This is a genomic window from Microbispora triticiradicis (assembly GCF_005864065.1).
GTDB classification, from domain to species: domain Bacteria; phylum Actinomycetota; class Actinomycetes; order Streptosporangiales; family Streptosporangiaceae; genus Microbispora; species Microbispora triticiradicis.
In genome coordinates this window covers 343,520-361,987 of the sequence record NZ_VANP01000008.1, presented here as the reverse complement: position 1 = coordinate 361,987, position 18,468 = coordinate 343,520, and the positions used below count along the sequence as shown (strand labels likewise).

General features: G+C 73.1%; 17 protein-coding genes. 10 read left to right on the top strand and 7 right to left on the bottom strand.

Annotated features, from left to right (window positions below; genetic code table 11):
• Positions 1–74: 74 nt before the first annotated feature.
• Positions 75–2,537: a helicase-associated domain-containing protein gene (locus tag FED44_RS22460; protein ID WP_138461926.1), complete on the bottom strand. Its 2,463-nt coding sequence runs from the start codon at positions 2,535–2,537 to the stop codon at positions 75–77.
• Positions 2,538–2,722: 185 nt separating this feature from the next.
• Between FED44_RS22460 and FED44_RS22455 the strand changes: the two genes are divergently transcribed.
• Positions 2,723–3,121, top strand: coding sequence for a cold-shock protein (locus FED44_RS22455; protein WP_117410018.1), 399 nt, complete (start codon positions 2,723–2,725; stop codon positions 3,119–3,121).
• 47 nt (positions 3,122–3,168) lie between these two features.
• On the opposite strand, the gene FED44_RS22450 is transcribed toward FED44_RS22455, so the two are convergent.
• Positions 3,169–4,506 carry an MFS transporter gene (locus FED44_RS22450; protein WP_244302148.1) on the bottom strand — a complete coding sequence of 446 codons (1,338 nt, stop codon included), beginning with the start codon at positions 4,504–4,506 and terminating at the stop codon, positions 3,169–3,171.
• A 100-nt stretch (positions 4,507–4,606) separates the two neighbouring features.
• On the opposite strand from FED44_RS22450, the gene FED44_RS22445 reads away from it, so the two are divergent.
• Together FED44_RS22445 and FED44_RS22440 are read left to right on the top strand one after the other, a co-directional pair.
• Positions 4,607–5,404: a DUF3027 domain-containing protein gene (locus tag FED44_RS22445; protein ID WP_117410020.1), complete on the top strand. Its 798-nt coding sequence runs from the start codon at positions 4,607–4,609 to the stop codon at positions 5,402–5,404.
• Positions 5,405–5,406: 2 nt separating this feature from the next.
• Complete coding sequence (locus FED44_RS22440; protein ID WP_138461924.1) at positions 5,407–8,418, top strand: sacsin N-terminal ATP-binding-like domain-containing protein; 3,012 nt, start codon at positions 5,407–5,409, stop codon at positions 8,416–8,418.
• A gap of 4 nt (positions 8,419–8,422) precedes the next feature.
• Here FED44_RS22440 and FED44_RS22435 read toward each other — a convergent pair whose 3' ends face one another.
• Positions 8,423–9,628 (bottom strand): FAD-dependent monooxygenase, encoded by a 1,206-nt coding sequence (locus FED44_RS22435; protein WP_138461923.1) that lies wholly within the window; start codon positions 9,626–9,628, stop codon positions 8,423–8,425.
• 153 nt (positions 9,629–9,781) lie between these two features.
• On the opposite strand from FED44_RS22435, the gene FED44_RS22430 reads away from it, so the two are divergent.
• Positions 9,782–10,912, top strand: a complete 1,131-nt coding sequence (locus tag FED44_RS22430) for a TetR/AcrR family transcriptional regulator C-terminal domain-containing protein (protein WP_138461922.1) — start codon at positions 9,782–9,784, stop codon at positions 10,910–10,912.
• Positions 10,913–10,926: 14 nt separating this feature from the next.
• Here FED44_RS22430 and FED44_RS22425 read toward each other — a convergent pair whose 3' ends face one another.
• On the bottom strand, positions 10,927–11,187 hold the full coding sequence (locus FED44_RS22425; protein ID WP_244302147.1) for a DUF2530 domain-containing protein: 261 nt from the start codon (positions 11,185–11,187) through the stop codon (positions 10,927–10,929).
• A gap of 94 nt (positions 11,188–11,281) precedes the next feature.
• On the opposite strand from FED44_RS22425, the gene FED44_RS22420 reads away from it, so the two are divergent.
• Positions 11,282–12,793, top strand: a complete 1,512-nt coding sequence (locus FED44_RS22420) for an NCS2 family permease (RefSeq protein WP_117410025.1) — start codon at positions 11,282–11,284, stop codon at positions 12,791–12,793.
• A gap of 60 nt (positions 12,794–12,853) precedes the next feature.
• Here the strand turns inward: FED44_RS22420 and FED44_RS22415 are convergent, their stop codons facing one another.
• Together FED44_RS22415 and FED44_RS22410 are read right to left on the bottom strand one after the other, a co-directional pair.
• Complete coding sequence (locus FED44_RS22415; protein WP_138461921.1) at positions 12,854–13,324, bottom strand: hypothetical protein; 471 nt, start codon at positions 13,322–13,324, stop codon at positions 12,854–12,856.
• A 28-nt stretch (positions 13,325–13,352) separates the two neighbouring features.
• Positions 13,353–13,916 (bottom strand): TetR family transcriptional regulator, encoded by a 564-nt coding sequence (locus tag FED44_RS22410; protein ID WP_111697526.1) that lies wholly within the window; start codon positions 13,914–13,916, stop codon positions 13,353–13,355.
• 84 nt (positions 13,917–14,000) lie between these two features.
• Here FED44_RS22410 and FED44_RS22405 point away from each other — a divergent pair, with 84 nt between their 5' ends.
• From FED44_RS22405 to thpR, 5 genes are all read left to right on the top strand, one after another.
• Positions 14,001–14,477, top strand: coding sequence for a helix-turn-helix transcriptional regulator (locus tag FED44_RS22405; RefSeq protein WP_244302145.1), 477 nt, complete (start codon positions 14,001–14,003; stop codon positions 14,475–14,477).
• Between the two features lie 9 nt (positions 14,478–14,486).
• The gene (locus FED44_RS22400) at positions 14,487–14,912 is read left to right on the top strand and encodes a VOC family protein (protein ID WP_111697528.1); all 426 of its coding nucleotides are present in this window, start codon (positions 14,487–14,489) and stop codon (positions 14,910–14,912) included.
• Between the two features lie 203 nt (positions 14,913–15,115).
• On the top strand, positions 15,116–15,559 hold the full coding sequence (locus FED44_RS22395; RefSeq protein WP_111697529.1) for a MarR family winged helix-turn-helix transcriptional regulator: 444 nt from the start codon (positions 15,116–15,118) through the stop codon (positions 15,557–15,559).
• Positions 15,560–15,564: 5 nt separating this feature from the next.
• Positions 15,565–16,818, top strand: a complete 1,254-nt coding sequence (locus FED44_RS22390) for an MFS transporter (protein ID WP_138461920.1) — start codon at positions 15,565–15,567, stop codon at positions 16,816–16,818.
• Entirely contained in the window at positions 16,781–17,353 is a 573-nt protein-coding gene (gene thpR, locus FED44_RS22385) for an RNA 2',3'-cyclic phosphodiesterase (RefSeq protein WP_111697531.1), read from the top strand. The genes FED44_RS22390 and thpR overlap by 38 nt, the downstream gene beginning before the upstream one ends.
• Positions 17,354–17,465: 112 nt before the next feature.
• Here the strand turns inward: thpR and FED44_RS22380 are convergent, their stop codons facing one another.
• On the bottom strand, positions 17,466–18,434 hold the full coding sequence (locus tag FED44_RS22380; RefSeq protein WP_111697532.1) for an aldo/keto reductase: 969 nt from the start codon (positions 18,432–18,434) through the stop codon (positions 17,466–17,468).
• Between the last annotated feature and the right edge of the window lie 34 nt (positions 18,435–18,468).

The following is an 18,468-nucleotide window of genomic DNA, read 5'->3' as shown; positions in this document are numbered from 1 at the left end:
TATCCAACAAGAGACCAGGCCTGATGAGTCCCGTTTCACCGAGGCCGGTCGCCCGCCGTGTTGTGAGACGCCCCTCAGTCGACTCCGGCGGCGTGCTCTCCGGGCGTCTGGGACCGCTCGGCGTCGTAGCCCGCGACACCGGTGATGCGGCTGAGGACGAAGCGGTGGACCGTCGCCCGGGTCTCGTCGTACGCCGTGAGGTAGCCGCCCTCCATGCGGGCCGGTTCGAGGATACGGCTGGTGGCGTGCCCCTGCGAGTCGGTGTAGCCGATCCACACCCGCGACCCCTGCCGGATGGCCTCCTCCAGCGCGCTGATCGTGGCGGTGCTGGGGGAGCGGGGCACCTGCCCCTCGGGCGTCTCGGTGGGCCGGCGGCGGGACCGGTGCGCCGCGTCCCCCGCCCGCATCGCCCGTACGGCCGCCGCGGCCGCGTCGGGGTTCGGGCCGGGGTTCGCGGACACGCGGGCGGCGGGCGGGCCCTCGGTCCGCCGGGCGTCGGCCCGAGCGACGACGACGTCGCCCTCCAGCGACTCGGCGACCGGCGCGTATCCCATCGCCCGCAGCGAGTCGACCAGCGCCGCCCGGGACGTCTTGGACGCGAGCACGGTGGGCGCGAGCCGCCGCAGCCGCAGCAGATGGGCCCGCTTGTCGGCGAGCACCTCGTCGAGAAGGGCCGGGTCGTCGCAGCGGACGTAGGACGACGCCACGCCGACCCGGATGCGGCCGTGGCGGCGGGCGACGTCGGTCACCAGGTACGCCAGCGGCTGGGGGACCGGCGTGGCCGAGTGGCGCTCCAGCATCGCGAGCAGGTCGCCGGCGGAGTGCCCGGCGTCGAGCGCCCGGCGGACCGACTGCTCGGAGAAGCGGTAGACGGTCGCGCCGCCCTTGCTCTCGACGTCGGCCGTGAGCGCGAGCCGCCGGCCGAGGTCGGTGGTCAGCGGTCCGGGCGCCACGGCCGTCAGGTCGGCCTGCAGCAGCACGTGGTCGACCGCCTGCGGCAGCAGCGGCGCGAGCAGGTCCGCCGCCCGGCCGTCGCCGCGGGCCGCCGAGCGGCCGTGCGCGGCCGGCACGCCGAGGCCCGTCACGCCGATGTGCTCGGCCTCGCGCAGGGCGAACCGGACGAGCGGGTCGCGCAGCGCGGACCGGCGCCGGGGCTGCTCCCAGGTGAGCCGGGCGAGCACCGACTCGGGCGTCGGTGCCAGGCCGGGCGGTGCCGCCTCCAGCACGGAGAGCGTGCGCGCCCGCGTCTGGGCCGCGCCGGACCGGCGCAGGTCGGGGTGGAGCGCGTTCAGCGGGCGGTCCCGGTCGTCGCGTTCGCCGATCAGGCCCGGCGCGCGGTCCATCGCGGCCCAGGCGGCGGCGAGCACGGCCCACCGGTCCTCGGTCGCCTTGATCCGCCAGCCGTCGTAACCGCCGGTCGGCAGCCACTCACCCTCGCCCGCCGCGATCAGCCCGGCCGCGAGCGCCACCTCCGCGACCAGCCCGGCCGCCCATTCCGGCAGATCGAGGAGCTGGGCCGCGCGCCGCAGGTCCCGTACGGACAGGCCGCCGGCGCGCAGCACGCCGGGCGGGTCGACGCTCCACAGCTCGCACAGCTCCTCCACCATGCGGACGAACATGAACGCCTGCCCGGCGGCCGTCCGGTCGGCCAGCTCCTGGTCGCGTACGGGTCCGTCCAGGGCGGGCGGCCCGGGGGACAGGTCGCGGTGCACCCGGCCGCCGCGCAGGACCAGGGCGACCTCACGGGGCAGCGCGACCGTCTCCTCCCCGGTCGCCCCCAGCAGCCCGCGAGCCAGCAGTTGCTCGATGGGCGACTGCGCGGTCGCGGTGTCCACCTCACGGCGGGCGCTCGGCAGCCGTCCGCTCGGCGGGCCCCAGACGAGCTCGTCCAGCGCCGCCCTCGCCTGCGGCGACACCTCCTCCAGCAGGCGCGCGACGGTCGCGGGGTCGGACAGCAGCGCCGTGAGCCGTTCCCTGGCCGGTCTACCCGCGTCCGCCTGCCCGCCGCCCTCGTACGCGGGGTCGATGTCGTGCAGGAGGACGTCGAGCCGTTCGGGCGGATGGTGGCGGAAGACCTCGGCGGCCGGCGGGCCGAGCGCGGCCGGGGGCTCCAGGGCCGCGGGCACTCCGGGCGCGGGCAGCAGGGCGTCCGGCGGCCCGTAGACCAGGCCGCGGGTGACCAGCGCGTTGAGCGCCGCGTCGAGAGCGGCCCCGATCTCCTCCTCCGTGGACGTGCCGGATGGGCCCGACGTGCCGGACGCGCCGGGCGGGTCGGGGACCGCGCGTACGATCATGGAGAGCAGAGCCGGTCGGGAGGAGGGGCCGTCGCCCAGCGCCAGCGTCTCCAGCACGGCGAGCTGGAAGCGGTCGAGCCGGTCCAGCGCCCGGCCGAGGGCCGAGGGACTGCAGGCGCGGGCGGCGAGGCCGTCGAGGTGGGCGGGGACGGGCGTGACGAGTTCGGGCCGTGCCGTCACGAGCGCTCGCAGGTGCTCGTCGGAACGGCCGCGCAGCCACTCGCTGAAGTCCGTGCCCGTCATCGTCTCCATGGTAGGGCGACGCCTCCTGGGGATCACGGGACCGCCCGCGCGACAGGGGTTGACGGAAGATCGACGGGAATCCGGAGACGCGACGCTTCAGTGGCCCCTTAGTGGGTCCACGGGGCCTGTCTGTGGGCATAACCTACATCCATCACCTTCACGACAGTCTGAACGAGGTCACCCCTGTGCCGAGTGGCAAGGTCAAGTGGTACGACGCCGACAAGGGTTTCGGCTTCCTCACCCGCGACGACGGCGGTGAGGTCTTCGTCCATTCCTCCGCGCTGCCCAAGGGCGTGGAGGCCCTCAAGCCCGGGCAGAAGGTCGAGTTCGGGGTGGCCGAGAGCCGCCGCGGACAGCAGGCGCTCTCGGTGCGGGTGATCGACCAGCCTCCGACGCTGGCCAAGACCGTGAAGCCCAAGGCGAAGCGGAAGAAGCCGGACGAGATGGTCGTCATCGTCGAGGACCTGATCAAGTTGCTCGACGACATCTCGAACTCCTACCAGCGGGGCAAGCATCCCGACGTGTCGCACGCCAAGAAGGTCGCGACCGTGCTGCGCGCGGTCGCCGACGACCTCGACGCGTAGCGTCCGGCGTCCAGACGCGGCGAGGACCCGGGAGGGTCCGGCGGGGCTCAGGCGGTGGCGGCTCCGGTGGCGAGCCTGCGGCGGCGCAGCGCGAGGAGGCGGCCGAGGGACAGCGCGAGGGCCGCGGAAATCACGCCGAGCCCGGCGGGACCGGCCACGAACAGGGACAGCACCAGGCCGAGCAGGCCGCCGGACACCCAGGCGATCTGCAGCAGCGTCTCGGCGACCCCGAAGGCCGACGAGCGCACCTCCTCGCCGATCTCGCGTTGCACGATCGCGTCGAAGGCGAGCTTGCCGAGGCCCTGGGCGAACGCGCCCACGAGGGCGACGGCGGCGGCGGTCCAGATGGTGAAGACGAACGCCGCCGCGACGGTGGCGACCGTCGCGAGCGCGAGCGTGGCCAGCACGGTCAGCTGCGGCGAGCGGGACCGGGTCCAGGAGCCCGCGGCGGCCCCCGCCAGGCCGCCCACGCCCGCGGCGGCCGCCAGCAGCGCCAGCGCCACCGTGGGGCCGGGGCCGCGCAGGTGGCCGTCCTGGACGAGGAACAGCAGGAAGAACACGAGGAAGCCCGACTGGACCCGGATCGCGGCGTTGGCGCCCATGGCCTCGCCCACCGCCGAGCCCACCAGGGAGCCGACGCCCGGCCGCGCGCCCGGGCCCCTGTTCACGCCCGCGTCCCTGTTCACGTCCGGGCCCAGGCCGAGCAGCGCGCGCCAGCGCGGGCGCGGCTCGTCCTCCTCCGGGTCGGGCGCGTCCACGTGCCGCGGCAGCCGTACGGCGAACACCCCGCACAGCAGGAACAGCGGCACGGCGGCGCGCAGCACCCAGTCGGGCCCGGCCGCGGCGGACAGGCCGGTGGCCAGGCCCGCCCCGGCCCCGGCGGACACCAGCGCGAACAGCGCCACCCGCGCGTTGGCCGTCACCAGAGGGATGTCGGCGGGCAGCAGACTCGGCATGATCGCCGCCCGGGAGACGTTGTAGGCCTTCGACAGCACCAGGACGGCGAGGGCGGACGGGAACAGCGTGACGGCGTCGGAGGTGTGGACGGCGCCGGCCATGCCCCAGCACAGCAGGCCCCGCGCGAGCAGGGTGCCCGCCATGATGTAGCGGCGGCCCGAGCGCAGCCGGTCGAGCACGGGCCCGACGAACGGCGCCACGACCGTGAACGGCAGCATCGTGACCAGCAGGTACACCGCGACCTGCCCGCGGGCCTGGCCGACCGGGAGCCGGAACAGCAGCGCCCCCGCGAGGGCGACCGTGACCAGCGCGTCCCCGGCCGAGTGGGCGGCCGTCAGCTCGATCAGGCGGCCGAGCCCGGTGCGGTCCGCTCCCTGGGCGTGCGTGAGCCGGCGGGTCGCCCGCGCGGGCGCGCCCACAACATGCATAACGTTCGCCCAAATGTTCACCATAGGCCCCGAGGGTCCTTCCATGATTTGCCCATCAAGCCGGTGCGGTCCGCTCCCGGCGTGGGTGAAAATGGAGAGTGTGAGTCGTACCCGAATCCGTAGCACTCCAGTCGACCAGGCCTGTGCGGCGGCGGTCGGCCTCGCCCGCGGCGCGGCGGAGGAGATCGCGCGCCCGGGGGAGGTGGGAGAGCACCTGGGCTTCGACAACGAGGGCGACCGGGTCGTCACCCATTACTTCGAGTGCCTCGACCGGGCGTACCTGGGCTGGCGCTGGGCCGTCACCGTCACCCGGGCCTCCCGCGCCCGCGTGGTGACCGTGAGCGAGACCGTGCTCCTGCCCGGAGCCGGCGCGCTGCTCGCCCCCCGCTGGGTGCCGTGGAACGAACGGCTGCTCCCCGGCGACCTCGGGGTGGGCGACCTGCTGCCGGCCGAGGCCGACGACGACCGGCTCGTGCCCGGGTTCGCCTCCCCAGACGAGGAGATCGACGCGCAGGCCGTCTTCGAGCTCGGCCTGGGCCGGGCCCGCGTCCTGTCGGCCCTCGGCCGCGACCTCGCCGCGCACCGCTGGCGGTCCGGCGAGCCCGGGCCGCATGCCCCGATCGCGCACGCCGCGCCCGCGCAATGCTCCACCTGCGGCTTCTACTGGCCGCTCGCCGGGACGCTGGGGCTGGGCTTCGGCGTCTGCGCCAACGAGTACGCGCCGGACGACGGCCGGGTGGTGTCGGCCGACCACGGCTGCGGCGCCCACTCCGAGGCGACCATCGTGCCCTCCATGGTCACGGACGCGGCGCCGCCGATCCTGGACGACCTGGGATACGACCTGATCGAGTCCGGCTCCGCCGACGAGGCGAGCTCCGAACCCCTGGGCCACGCCTGATCATGTTCGACACCGAGCGCCTGCGTGACACGGTTCTCGCGGCCTGGGCGGCCTCGCCCGCCCGCTTCCGCGAGGACGCCAACGCCGAGGAGGACTTCGCCCTCGGCGGCTACCGCGACCGGCTGGTCGTGGAGCTCGCCCAGAACGCCGCCGACGCGGCGCTGCGGGCGGGCGTGCCCGGCCGCCTGCGGCTGACGCTCGCCGACGGCGTGCTGCTCGCCGCCAACACCGGCGCTCCTCTCGACGAGACCGGCGTCGAGGGCCTCAGCACGCTGCGGGTCTCCGGCAAGAAGGACGAGACGGGGGCGGCCGGGCGGTTCGGCGTCGGCTTCGCCGCCGTGGTGTCGGTGACCGACGAGCCCTCGATCGCCTCCCGGCTGCCGTCCGGCGAGATCCGGGGAGTGCGCTGGTCGCGTGCGGAGACCGCCGCGCTGGTCGCCGCGACGCCGGCGCTCGCCGGGGAGCTGAAGGGCCGCGAGGGCCACGTCCCGCTGCTGCGGCTGCCCTTCGGCGACGACGCTTCGGGCGTCCCCGAGGGCTACGACACGCTCGTCCGGCTGCCGCTGCGCGACCAGGCCGCCGAGGAGGCCGTACGGCGGATGCTGGAGGAGGCCGGGCCGGCGCTGCCGCTGTCGATGCCGGCGCTGGAGACCGTCGAGGTCGAGGTCGACGGGCGGAGCCGCACGATCTCGGCCGAGGGCTGGCACGTGGTCGGCGAGGCGGGCACGTTCACCCCCGCACAGGTGGCGGAGCTGTTCGCCGACCGGCCGACCGAGGAGCGGGCCCGGCCCTACTGGGAGGTCCGCTGGGCCGTCCCCACCGGCAGCCCCGCCGGTAGCCCTGCCGGTGGCCGCGACGGCGTCCCCCGGGTCGTCCACGCGCCGACCCCGAGCGACGAGCCGCTCGACCTGCCCGCGCTGCTGATCGCGTCGTTCCCGATGACCACCGACCGGCGGCACGTCGCGCCGGGGCCGCTCACCGACTTCCTGGTCGCCAGGGCCGCCGAGGCGTACGTGCGGCTGCTGAGGGAGCTTCCGGCCACCCCCGCCCTGCTCGGCCTCGTCCCCGGCCTCATGGGCAGCGGCGCGCTCGACGCGGCGATCAGGCGGGAGATCATCGCGGCGCTGCCGGACACGCCGCTGCTGCCGTCGATCTCCCACGACGCCGACGGCGTCGTCTCGGGCGGTCAGGCGCGGGCGGTCGAGGGCCCGGCCGAGTTCCTGGAGAAGATCGCCGGCATCGTCCCCGGGCTGCTGCCCGCCGGATGGGCCTCCCGGCATCCGGCCCTGGCCACGCTCGGCGTACGCCGGGTCGAACTGGCCGACGTCGTGGACATGCTGTCCGGTGAGGCCGTGGAGGACAAGGACCCGGCGTGGTGGCGGTCGCTGTACGAGACGCTGCCCGCCGACGACCCGGAGGCGATCGGGGCGATCCCCGTGCCGCTCGCCGACGGCCGCCTGGTGCGCGGCCCGCGCGGCACCCTGGTGCTGTCACCGGACGGCGCCGCCGCCTCGTCCGGCGGGCCCGGCGTTCCGGGCTCCCTGGACCCCGCCCTGCTGGCCCCGCTCGGGCTGCGGATCGTCCATCCCGACGCCGTCCACCCGCTGCTGCTGCGGCTGGGCGCGGCCGAGGCGACTCCGCGTACGGTGCTGGAGGACCCGCTCACCCACGCGGCCGTGGCCGAGTCGCTGAACAGCGCCGATCCCGAGCCGGTGGCCCAGGCCGTGCTGGCCCTGGTGGACGCGGCCGGCCTGACGGCGGGAGAGGCGCCCTGGCTGGCCGAGCTGGCCCTGCGCGGCGCGGACGGCGAGCGGTACGCGGCGGGTGAGCTGCTGCTGGCCGAGGGCTCGCTGGCCGGACTGATCGACCCGGAGGTGCCGTTCGGCGTCGCCGCGCCCGACCTGGTGGAGAAGTACGGGCCGCACGTGCTCGCGGCGACCGGGGTGCTCGACGGCTTCGCCGTGGTCAACGACTCCGACGTGCTGCTCGACCCCGCCGAGTGCGACCACGACCTCGATCTCGAGGACGAGTGGCTGGAGGCGGTGCTCGACCTGCTACCCGATCTCGACGTGCCCCCGGTGGTCCGGGAGTTCACCGCCGTACGCGATCTGGAGTACGTCGCGGACTGGCCGAACGCGCTCGCGCTGCTGTCGCGGCCGCCGCTGCGCGCCGCGCTGCGGCCGATGCGGGTGCTCGCGGCGGGGGAGACCGTCGAGGTGCCGTCGTACACGGCCTGGTGGCTGTCGCGGCACCCGGTGCTCGGCGGGCGCCGGCCGGTCGAGCTGCGGCTCCCGACGGGCGACCCGCTGCTGTTCGGCCTGTACGCCGAGGCGCCGGCGGGGATCGACGAGGACGCGCTCACGATGATGGGTGTCCGGTCGACCCTGGCCGGGCTGCTGGACTCGCGCGGCGGCCCCGAGGAGCTGCTCGACCTGCTGGCCGACGCGTCCCTGGAGGTGGACCGCGCCCAGCTGCGCTCCTTGTGGATCGCGCTGGCCGCGGTCGACCCGGACCGCGTCGGCCCGCCGGAGGCCGTACGGGCCGTGCGGAAGGGCATGGTCACGGTCGCGGACGTCGAGGACGGCCCGGTCGTGGTGGAGGCGCCCGACCTGCTCCCCCTGGTGGAGGACCGCCCGCTGGTGCTGGCGCCGTTCGACCTCGCCGAGGCGTTGTCGGACGTGCTCGACCTGCCGCTGGCCGGAGAGGCGGTCACCGGCGCGGTCACCTCGCACGGCGCGGAGAAGCCGGTGCCGCCCGAGGTACGCTCGCTGCTGCCCGGCGCCCCCGCGACCTACGTCGAGCACGACGAGCTTCTCGTGGACGGCACCCCCGTGCCGTGGCGGTTCTTCGACGGCGTGGTCCACGCCACCGGCGTGGAGGGGCTGGCCAGAGGCCTGGCCTGGGCGTCCGGCCAGTGGGGCGACCGCCTCGCCGTCGCGGCCCTGCTGCGCGACCCGGCCCGGGTCCCCCTCCTCCTCGCCGAGGCCGACCTCGACCCCGTCACGTCCCTCTGACCCCTCACCGCACAGCCGGGAGGGGGTAGTCGGGCAGGGCGATGTTCCCGGCCTTGGCGAACTGGGCGGCCAGGATGCCGCGCATCGGCCAGCGGGTCATGGACCGCATCGAGGCGGCCCGCAGCCGGATCGCGAGCGCGGTGGACGGCGCGAAGCCGCCGGCGCCGCCGGGCGGCAGTTTCTGCGCCTCCGTCACGTAGGGCCGCATGACGCGTTCGTAGCCGCGCAGCGCGACCCGGTGGTCGTCGGCCGCGGCCAGTTCGCCGGCCAGGACGTACGCCCCGACCAGCGCGAGGCTGGTGCCGAGGCCGGTCAGCGGCGTGGCGCAGTAACCCGCGTCGCCGAGCAGCGCCACCCGGCCGCGCGACCACCGATCGAGACGCACCTGTCCCATGGGGTCGAAGAAGAAGTCGGGCGCGTCGGCCATCGCCGCCAGCAGGCGAGCGGTCTCCCATCCGGCGCCCGCGAAGCGGTCGGCGATGATCTGCTTCTGCGCGGCGACGTCGCGGCGGTCGTAGGCGATCGGCCCTGACCGGAAGCTCAGGCCGGCCTTGATCTCCCCGGGCAGGCGTCCCGGCCGCGCCGAGACGACCAGGCCGCCCGGGGCGTTGTACATCTGGTACCAGCCGCCGAGGTCCATCGGCAGCGTGGTGGTGAACCACGAGGTGTAGAGCCCGAGCGGGCGGACGAACTCCGCCTCCGGGCCGAAGGCCAGCGCGCGCACGGCCGAATGCGGCCCGTCCGCGCCGACGACCAGCCCGAACCGGCGCGGCGGGGACTTCTCGAAGGTGACGGTCACCCCGTCGTCGTCCTGCCGCAGGGCGGTGACGGTGTCGTCGAACAGATACTCGGTGCCGGGGAGGGACGCCTGGTAGAGGAGGTCGGCCAGGTCGCCGCGGAGGATCTCGATCTCGGAGACGATTCCCTCGCCGCCGAAGGCGTCGACCGGGAGGGTGGCGGTGAAGCGGCCCTTCCCGTCGACCAGGGCGACGCCGCGCTGGTCCACGGCGACCTCCCGCGCCCGGTCGAGCAGGCCCATCCGGGCGGCCACGGTGCGGCCCGCGCCGCGCAGGTCCACGGTCTGGCCACCCGGGCGGGGGGCGGGCGCGCGCTCGACGACCGTGACGGAGAAACCCGCCCGGCCCAGCCAGTACGCCAGTGCGGGCCCGGCGACGCCGCCGCCGGAGACGAGGATGTCGGTGTTCTGCATACGTCGAACTGTACGGCGTACGCATAGTGCACGCAAGGCGTTAAGCTCGGTAAACAACAGTGCCGCACTAGTGCATCAGCGCAGGCCTTGAGCAGCGTGGGGCTGTCCTCACAGCGTGCTGGGCTAGAGTGGTGCACTAGTGCGGAGGTGGGCGTGGACGGTTCGGGCGCGGGGCGCTACCAGGAGATCGCCGCCGAGCTGCGGAGGCGGATCGAGACGGGTGAGCTCAGGCCGGGCGACCGGGTGCCGTCCACCCGGGAGATCATCCGGCGGTGGGGCGTCGCGATGGCGACCGCGACGAAGGTGCTCACCGAGCTCCGCCGGGAGGGACTCGTCCGCGCCGTGCCCGGCGTCGGCACGGTCGTCGACACCGGCGTCCGCACCGGGAGCCGGCCGTCCCCCGCCGTTTCGCCGCAGGGGAAGGCCGCCGGCGGCGGTCCGCTTCCCGCCGGGTCGCAGGGTTCCGCCGGGTCGCCGCGTGCCGCCGGTGGCCGGGGTTCCGCCGTGCCCGCACGTGAGGCCGGTGCCGAACCGGGCGTGCCGCCGCGTGCGGCGGGCGCGGGGGAATTCTCCGCCGGGCGGCCGGGCGCGCCGGTCCGTTCCCGGCGCCGGGGTGCCCCGGACGGTGCGCTCACACCGGCGCGCATCACCTCGGCGGCCATCGCGGTCGCCGACGCGGAGGGGCTCGGGGCGGTCTCGATGCGCCGCGTGGCCGCCGAGCTGGGGGTGGCGACGATGTCGCTCTACCGCCATGTCGCGGACAAGGACGCCCTGGTGCTGCGGATGATGGAGGAGATCTTCGCCCGGATGCGGCTCCCCGGCGAACCGCCCCGCGACTGGAGGGGCCGGATCGAACTGGCCGCGCGCCTGCTGTGGGCGACGTTCCGCCGCCATCCGTGGCTCGCGCCGGCCATGTCGGTGACGCGGCCCCAGCCGATCGCCGCCGCGCTGCCCTTCACCGAGTGGATGCTCACCGCTCTCGACGGTCACGGTCTCGACCTGGAGACGGTGTTCACCGCGTACATCACCGTGTTCAACCACGTCCGGGGTACGGCGATCAACCTGGAGGTGGAGGCGGAGGCCGAGGAGCTCACCGGGATGAGCGTCGACGAGTGGATGGACGCTCAGGAGCCCGCCTTCAAGGCGATCATGGCGGGCCGCAGGCTGCCGATGTTCGAATCCCTCAGCGCGAGCGGTTACGACTTCGACATCGACGCGCTGTTCGAGTTCGGCCTGCAGCGCCTCCTCGACGGCATCTCGATGCTCCTCACCGACACCCCCTGAGCGGAGCCGCCGGGTCAGGGACTGTGCGGCTCCGATCCGGACAGGCCGGAGGCGGGGGTGGTGTCACGTACGCGGGCGTCGCGGCGGCGGACGTACAGGAGGCCGAACAGGCCGAGACCGACGCCGGCCACGCAGGTCCAGACGAGCCGCGTGTCGGCCGGCCGTACGACCAGCAGCACCACGACCAGGGCGACCGCCCACAACACCGTTCCGGTCAGGATCGTCAGGGTGTCCCGGGTTCTGAGGGGCGTGGGGTCCGGCCGGCGTTCGCTCACGTGGGCCAGCTTAGAAGGGCATGACGGCGACCGGGTATTTTTATGACAAACCCGTCACGAAAGGACAACGCTGCTCCCCTGGCTCTTCCCGCCGATGCTAGGGGCCTGCGACTCTGCGCGCGTGAAAACGAACCCCATGAATACCCCTAATTTCCTCGATCGATACTTTTCCATCTCAGCCCGTGGTTCCACCGTCGGCCAGGAGGTCCGCGGCGGCTTCGCCACATTCTTCACGATGGCCTACATCGTGGTGCTCAACCCGCTCATCATCGGCACCGTCGCCGACAAGACGGGCCAGTTCCTCGGTGACGGCGCCAACCCCAACATCCCGTTGGTCGCGGCGGCCACCGCGTTCGCGGCGGGCATCCTCACGATCCTGATGGGCGTCTTCGGCCGGGTGCCGTTCGCCCTGGCCACCGGGCTCGGCCTGAACGCCTTCCTCGCCTTCGGCATCGCCAGTCAGATGTCGTGGGAGGACGCGATGGGCCTGGTGGTGCTCGAAGGCGTCGTCATCGCGATCCTCGTGGTGACGGGCTTCAGAGTGGCGGTGTTCCACGCGATCCCGGCGCAGCTCAAGACCGCGATCAGCGTCGGCATCGGGTTGTTCATCGCGCTGATCGGCTTCGTGGACGCCGGGTTCGTCCGGCGGATGCCCGACGCGGGCGGCACCACCGTCCCGGTCAAGCTCGGCGCCCTGGGCAACGGCTCGCTGACCGGATGGCCGACCCTTGTGTTCGTCGTCGGACTGCTCGTGACGGCCTTCCTCGTCGCCCGCAGGGTCAAGGGCGCCATCCTGATCGGCATCATCGGCACCACCGTGCTGGCCATGATCGTGGAGGCGATCGGCAAGATCGGGCCGCAGGTGGCCCCGGGCCAGCCGGCCAACCCCGACGGCTGGTCGCTCAACGTGCCCGCCTGGCCGGCCACGTTCATCGAGGTGCCCGATCTGTCGCTGCTCGGACAGTTCAGCCTGTTCGGCGGCTTCGCCAAGATCGGCGGACTGGCGGCGGTGATGTTCGTCTTCACGCTCATGCTCGCCGACTTCTTCGACACCATGGGCACCATCGTCGGCGTGGGCCGGCAGGCGAACCTCGTCCGGGAGGACGGGACGGTCGAGCGCACCCGGGAGATCCTGCTGGTCGACTCGCTCGCGGCGGCGGCCGGCGGCGCGGCGAGCGTCTCGTCCAACACCACCTACATCGAGTCGGCGGCCGGCGTCGGCGAGGGCGCGCGCACGGGCCTGGCGAGCATCGTCACCGGCGTGCTCTTCCTGCTGGCCATGTTCTTCGCCCCGCTGACGGAGATCGTGCCGTTCGAGGCGGCGACCCCGGCTCTCGTGGTCGTCGGCTTCCTGATGATGACGCAGGTCAAGGAGATCGACTTCAGCGACTTCGAGACCGCGATCCCCGCGTTCCTGACCATCGTGCTCATGCCGTTCACGTACTCGATCACCGCCGGAATCGGCGCGGGTTTCGTGAGCTACATCGTGATCAAGGTCTTCCGCGGCAGGGCGAAGGAGATCCACCCCCTGCTGTGGCTGGTCGGGGCGTTGTTCGTCGTGTACTTCGCGCTGGAGCCCCTCAAGGACCTGCTCGGTCTGAGCTGACCGCCGGTTCGGTCCCCAGAGGCCGCCGCGGCCCTCCGGCCGCGGCGGCCTCTTCGCGTCTCAGAGCGTACGGGCGGCCGCGAACGTGCAGATCGCGGCCGCGAGCATGAGCGCGTGGAGGATCATGTGCTCCAGGTTGGGGCGCGGGCGGTCGCCCCGGCGCGGCAGCACGATGACGGTCTTCGCGTAGGTCCGGGCGTGCAACGCGGCCCAGCTCTCCCCGGTGCCCGCCGTCGCCCAGGGGACCGTCACGGCGGCCAGGTAGGGAAGCCACCACAGCGCGAGGCCGTTGAGGACGGCGAGCAGTTCCAGCGCCCCGCCGACGTACGCCAGGGCGGGCAGCCCGGCGCCGGCCGCCCAGGCGAAAAGCACGGCCGGGAGCGCCATGACCGGTGCATTGATCGCCACCTCGGCGACCTGCTCCGACCGCCTCGCCTCCCGCACGTTGTTGAACGGGAACAGGTCCACGAGCGTGGTGAGAACGAAGTAGGCGTCGGCCAGGACAAGCAGGACGAGCGCGACGGAGACCATGGGGCTTCCTTTCCGTGCGGCCGGGGGGTCAGGCGCCGTAGCGCGCCTCGACTCCCGCGAGGAAGGTCGAGACGGCGATGTCGAACCAGGCGTCGTAGTACGCGGTGGGCGCGGCCGGCGGCTCGGGGGTGTCGCCGAACTCGGCGAGGGCGTGACCGGTCACGAGGATGTAGAGGGACTGCACGAGATACAGCGCCTCCTCGTCGGTCACCCGCAGGCCCGCGTTCATGGCGGCCAGCACCGTCGGGACGGCCCGCTCGAACACCTGCGGAGACGCGTGCCGTACGGCGACGACGGCGGCCGCGCCGGGGTGGGCCCGCAGTGCCCGGCGAAGCCCCTGGGCCACGTCCGTGAGCAGGTCGCGCCACCCGCCGCCCGGAGTGACCGACGCGATCACCTCCGCGGCCACCCTGTCGGCGACCGACTGGAGCAGCGCGGCCTTGTTGGGCACGTGGTAGTAGAGCGATGCCGCCCTGACCTGGAGGCGGGCGGCGAGCGTGCGCATGGAGAGCGCCGCGACGCCCTCCTCGTCGAGGACCTGCAGCGCGGCGCGCAGGACCGCTTCGGTGTCGATACGGGCGGCCGGGCTCACAAGCAGTCCTTTCTAACATCGTTAGGCTGATTCTAACGCTGTTAGAAAGGCGGTGCAAGACGCCGGGGGCGGTAGTGTCGTGACGTGGCGCGCAGAGGAGGCGGGGCGGTGCCGGCGGACCTGGTGCCTCGGCTGCGCCTGGCCCGCGACCGCATCGACCGCGACTACCGGAGCGATCTCGATCTCGACGGACTCGCCGCGGTCGCCGGGATCTCCAAGTTCTACTTCGTCCGCTGTTTCGAGGCGGTGTACGGCGAGACGCCGATGCGTTATCTCACCCGGCGCAGGCTGGAGCGCGCGCAGGACCTGCTGCGCGGGGCCAACCTGACGGTCACCGAGATCTGCATGGCAGTCGGGTTCACCAGTCTCGGGTCGTTCTCGGCCAAGTTCCGGCGGCTGGTGGGGGAGAGCCCGAGCGAGTACCGCGACAGGTGGGCGGCGCGCGGCGGCCCTCACGTCCCCGGCTGCTACCTGTTCATGTCAGGCGTGCTCGACCTCGGAGCGCACCGCGTCTCCGACTCTGCAATTTTGGAGAAGCCCAGGTCAGCAGGGTGGCAGTAGCGTCTACGCATGATTACGAACGTCTCTCTGGTCACCGTCTACTGCAAGGATCAGGACGAGGCCCGCGACTTCTACGTGGACGTCCTCGGCTTCGTCACGAGGACCGACGTCACGCTGGACGGATATCGCTGGCTGACCGTCGGCCTTCCCGATCGTCCGGAGCTGGAGATCACCCTGATGAAGCCGGGGCCTCCGCTGGACGAGGAGGGCGCCGACTTCTATCGCAGGCAACTCGACAAGGGGCAGGCCGGCGGCCTGGGGCTCGCCGTGGACGACTGCCGGAAGACCTACGAGGAGCTCACCGCCAAGGGGGTGACGTTCCTGCAGGAGCCCGCGGAGCGGCCGTACGGGGTCGAGGCCGTCATGCGGGACAACCAGGGCAACTGGCTCGTCCTCGTGGAGTCGAAGCAGTTCACGCCGGAGGACTTCGCCTGACGGCGGCACGGCTCGCGGAGAGGCCCGGTCCCCGATGCGGGGGCCGGGCCTCTCCGTCAGCTGACAGACTGCGTCCTCCCTGGCCGGCTCCGTGATCAACATCGCTCCCGTGCCGGTACGGTCGGTCCACGAGCATCACCCCAGATGGGGACCGTTTGGAGGAATGACGACATGCGGCATATAGTTAGCAAAGGTAATGACTCATGCTAACGAACGCCCAGAACTTGCGCAGCGACGCCGCTCTCGCGTCCGCCCTGCGCGTGTCCCTCGCGCGGCTGACGCGGAGGATGCGCAAGCAGGCCGCGCACCACTCACTGACACCCACACAGCTCGCGACGCTCGTCGCCGTCGAGCGCCACACCGCGATGACCCCCGGCGAGCTCGCGGAGCACGAGAAGGTGCAGCCGCCCTCGATGACCCGCGTGATCGCCAAGCTGGAGGCCCGGGGCCTGCTGGAACGCACCCCGCATCCGACCGACCGCCGGCAGGTGACGGTCAGCGTGACGCCGCAGGGAGCGGCGCTGCTCAAGGAGGAGCGCCGGACGAAGGAAGCCTGGCTGGCGCAGCGGCTCAAGGACCTGACGCCGGAGGAGAGGGCGGCACTGCGGGCGGCGGCGCCGATCCTGGAGAAGCTGTCGACGATGTAGGCGGCATGTTCCGCTCGCTGCGGAACCACAACTACCGGCTGTTCGCCGCCGGTGGGGTCGTCTCCAACGTCGGCACCTGGATGCAGCGCACCGCCCAGGACTGGCTCGTCCTCGACCTCGCCCACAACAGCGGCTCGGCCCTCGGCGTGACCGTCGCGCTGCAGTTCCTGCCCACGATGCTGTTCGGGATGTTCGGCGGCGTGATCGCCGACCGGTATCCCAAGCGCAGGGTGCTCATGGCCGCCCAGACGCTCATGGGCCTGCTCGCGCTCACCATGGGCGTGCTGGTCCTCACCGGAACGGCCCAGGTCTGGCACGTGTACGCCATGGCGTTCACGCTCGGTCTGGTGTCCTGCGTCGAGGTGCCGACGCGGCAGTCGTTCGTGGTCGAGATGGTGGGCAGGCGCGACCTGCCCAACGCGATCGCGCTGAACAGTTCGACCTTCAACCTCGCGCGGGTCGTCGGCCCGGCGCTGGCCGGGCTGCTGATCTACTGGATGGGCACCGGCCCTATCTTCGTGCTGAACGCCGTGTCGTTCGCCGCCGTGATCACCGGGCTCGCGCTGATGCGGTCCTCCGAGCTGCGCTCGCCGGAGCCGGTGCCGCGGGGCAAGGGACAGTTGCGGGAGGGCCTGCGGTACGTCGGCGGCCGGCCCGACCTGTTGCTGCCGCTGCTGATGGTGGCGTTCATGGCGATCTTCGCGCAGAGCTTCTCGACGAGCATCGCGCTGATGGCCAAGCAGGTGTTCGGCGCGGGGGCGTCCTCGTTCGGCATCGCGTCCAGCGCGTTCGCCGTCGGGGCGTTCGGCGGCGCGCTGCTGGCCGCCCGGCGGGTCAAGCCGAGCCGCCGGTTCCTGATCGCCGGCGCGCTGTGCTTCGGACTGTTCCAGATCGCCTCCGGGCTCGCCCCCGGTTATCCGGCCTTCCTGCTGCTGCTGGTCCCGGCGGGAATGGCGATGATCACCGTGAACACGACCGCGAACACGATCGTGCAGCTCGGCGTGTCGCCCGAGATGCGCGGCCGGGTGATGGGCATCTACGTGCTGGTCTTCACCGGGGGAGCCCCGATCGGAGCGCCGCTGGTGGGCTGGCTCGCCGAGGTGACCGGTCCCCGCCTCGCGGTCGCCGCCGCGGGCGCGCTGAGCATGTGCGGGGTCTGCCTGGCCGTGCTGGTCACCCGCATGGTCGCGGCCCGTGTGCAGCGCGGGGAAGAATCGACGCGTGAGCAGATTGTTCGTGGCGCTGCTGCCGCCGCCTGAGGCGCTGGCGGAGATCGCCACGGCGGTCGAGCCCGTACGGGCCGGGTGGCCGGAGCTGCGCTGGGTCGATCCCGCCCTGTGGCACGTGACCGTGGCCTTCCTCGGCGAGGTGCCCGACGAGGTCCTGCCCGAGCTGCGCGTACGGCTGGCCCGGGCGGCGGCCCGGCATCCCGCGCAGACGGTGTCGTTCGGCGGCGCCGGAGCCTTCCCCTCCCCGGCCCGGGGCCGCATCTTCTGGCTGGGCCTCGACGCCGGCCCGGCGCTGACGAGACTGGCCCAGTCGGTGGCGGCCGGCGCGCGGCGGGCCGGGGCGGAGGAGACGGACCGCAAGCGGTTCCATCCCCATCTCACCCTGGCCCGCTCCAGAGCCCGTTCAGGCCACGGCGACGACCTGCGCCCCCTGGTCGGCGGCGCGCTGGGCGCCTTCGGCGGGCGGCGCTGGGAGGCGACGTCGGTCCACCTCGTGCGCAGCCACACCGGCGCGACCGTGCGGTACGAACAGGTCGAGGCGTACGCATTGGCGGTGCGCGGCTAGGCTCCATGACGTGGATCGTCCTCGTCGCTGGCTGCTGCCCACGGTGCTCGCGCTGCTCGTGCTCATCGTGGTCGTCGGCGCGCTGCTCAACAACGCCTGATCACGGGCCCGATCACCAGGCGTACTCCTCCGGGGCGGTCCGGAAACCGGGGAAGATCTCGTCGAGCCGGGCGAGCGCCTTGTCGTCCAGCTTGATCTCCAGCGCCCGCAGCGTCCCGTCGAGCTGCTCGACCGTACGGGGACCGATGATCGGCGCGGTGACCGCCCGCTGGTGCAGCAACCAGGCCAGCCCCACGTTGGCCGGGTCCTCGCCGAGCTCGTCGCAGAACGCCTCGTACGCCTCGATCTTGTCGCGGTGCCTGTCGAGCTGAGCGACGATGCGGTCGTCCGCGGACCGCCCCTTGTCGATCTTGCGGAGGATGCCGCCGAGCAGGCCGCCCGCCAGCGGGCTCCACGGGATCAGGCCGAGGCCGTAGTCCTCGCAGGCCGGGATGACCTCCAGCTCGGGGGCGCGGACGAGCAGGTTGTAGTGGGACTGCTCGCTGACCAGGCCGAGCGAGCCGCGACGGCGGGCCGACTCCTGCGCCTTGGCGATGTGCCAGCCCGCGAAGTTCGACGAGCCGACGTACAGGATCTTGCCCTGCTGCTTGAGGATGTCCATGGCCTCCCAGAACTCCTCGAACGGGGTGTCCCGGTCGATGTGGTGGGCCTGGTAGACGTCGATGTAGTCGGTCTGCATCCGGCGCAGCGAGGCCTCCGCGGCCCGCCGGATGTTCAGCGCCGACAGCTTCTCCTCGTTCGGCCAGTCGCCCATCGAGCCGTACAGCTTGGTGGCGATGACCGTCTTCTCGCGGCGGCCCCCGCCCTGGGCGAACCAGCGGCCGATGATGTTCTCGGTGATCCCCTCGCCCTTCTTCCAGCCGTAGACGTTGGCCGTGTCGAAGAAGTTGATCCCGAGCTCGTGCGCGCGATCCATGATCGCGAAGGAGTCGTCCTCCGTGGTCTGCGGACCGAAGTTCATGGTCCCCAGGCAGAGCTTGCTGACCAGCAGGCCGGTGCGGCCGAGATGTCCGTATTCCATGTCCTCCACCCTAGGAACCTGGAGTGGACTCCAG

Coding starts and splice junctions, on each gene's coding strand:
- FED44_RS22460 (WP_138461926.1), bottom strand. CDS start 2,537: ATGACGGGCACGGACTTCAGCGAGTGGCTGCGCGGCCGTTCCGACGAG.
- FED44_RS22450 (WP_244302148.1), bottom strand. CDS start 4,506: ATGCATGTTGTGGGCGCGCCCGCGCGGGCGACCCGCCGGCTCACGCAC.
- FED44_RS22440 (WP_138461924.1), top strand. CDS start 5,407: ATGTTCGACACCGAGCGCCTGCGTGACACGGTTCTCGCGGCCTGGGCG.
- FED44_RS22435 (WP_138461923.1), bottom strand. CDS start 9,628: ATGCAGAACACCGACATCCTCGTCTCCGGCGGCGGCGTCGCCGGGCCC.
- FED44_RS22420 (WP_117410025.1), top strand. CDS start 11,282: ATGCTAGGGGCCTGCGACTCTGCGCGCGTGAAAACGAACCCCATGAAT.
- FED44_RS22415 (WP_138461921.1), bottom strand. CDS start 13,324: ATGGTCTCCGTCGCGCTCGTCCTGCTTGTCCTGGCCGACGCCTACTTC.
- FED44_RS22400 (WP_111697528.1), top strand. CDS start 14,487: ATGATTACGAACGTCTCTCTGGTCACCGTCTACTGCAAGGATCAGGAC.
- FED44_RS22395 (WP_111697529.1), top strand. CDS start 15,116: ATGCTAACGAACGCCCAGAACTTGCGCAGCGACGCCGCTCTCGCGTCC.
- FED44_RS22390 (WP_138461920.1), top strand. CDS start 15,565: ATGTTCCGCTCGCTGCGGAACCACAACTACCGGCTGTTCGCCGCCGGT.
- FED44_RS22380 (WP_111697532.1), bottom strand. CDS start 18,434: ATGGAATACGGACATCTCGGCCGCACCGGCCTGCTGGTCAGCAAGCTC.